Raw genomic sequence first — 995 nt, forward strand, 5'->3', positions numbered from 1 at the left:
TTTCATCCTTTACATATCTACTGTTTAAGTATCTGAAGAGTTCTTCATTAGCTAAGAGTATTTTGTGCAGGTCTTCTCCGTCTATTTCCTCAGCTTTAAACAGTCTGGCCGCTTCATTGGATATGTTTTCCACTATCTGTTGGGCTTCCTTGATTATTTCTCGGAGTTCTTGTTCTGTATGGTTCTTTCTATTTTTTATTTTTTCCATCTGATAGCGCAATTTAAATACCTGCAATGGCAATAGTGGGTAGAGCTTTTGTTCTATGATCTTCTCTTTACTGTATTCCCAGTATTTCATTACCGGTACTCGGTATTTTACTTCCTGTCCGTCAGGAAATATTAGTCTTAGTCTTAATTCGTCTTTGATGCTCGGATTTTGTTCTATGAAGATGACCAATTGTTTGGGTATATAGAATACCGTTTCTTCCTGGTCTCCTTCATATTTGGCTATTTCTTTGGCTTTGCTGATTCCGTATTCTAGCATTCTGATAACCATGCTGTCATCGTTTAGGGTCTGTATCTCTATGTGATAATGATCAGATTTGTTGTCAGCATCGCTGAGTTTCAGAAACAGGTCTCCTCTTAGTATATTATAAGCATCGTCAACGAATTCATTGCTAGCGAAACTCACCTCGGTTGCTTCTGCTGCATAGTTTTCTTTGAATAGGCTGTTTAACATGTTTATCAGTACTTTGCTAGATACTGTGAACAGGGATTTCAGTATTTCATCCAGTTTTACCCGTTCTGAGCTTGCTTCATTTTTGGGCAAGTTACTCACCTACCTTCCTGTAAATATTATACTATAGGCTACGATCTATGACTACTCTTTAGGTTACGTCAACACAATTCCAACAGGACAGAGGGACGTGCCGTGCAATGTAACTCAATAGCATTGTGGAATATTCACGAACCCCTGGATTGCCTTATTTATTTGGCCTCCAGGGGTTCTTTGCAATTGGCAGAATTGTATCCATTCGACAAATTGCGGGAAGTAC

1 protein-coding gene is annotated in these 995 nt (G+C 38.8%); it reads right to left on the reverse strand.

Translation table 11 applies throughout. The features are described 5' to 3' along the window. Positions 1–769, reverse strand: a 769-nt coding sequence (locus tag ACYQ3Q_RS28275; RefSeq protein ID WP_459931719.1) for an RpnC/YadD family protein, incomplete at its 3' end; no start/stop codon positions are given. Positions 770–995 lie beyond the last annotated feature (226 nt).

The organism is Desulfosporosinus burensis (assembly GCF_054657535.1).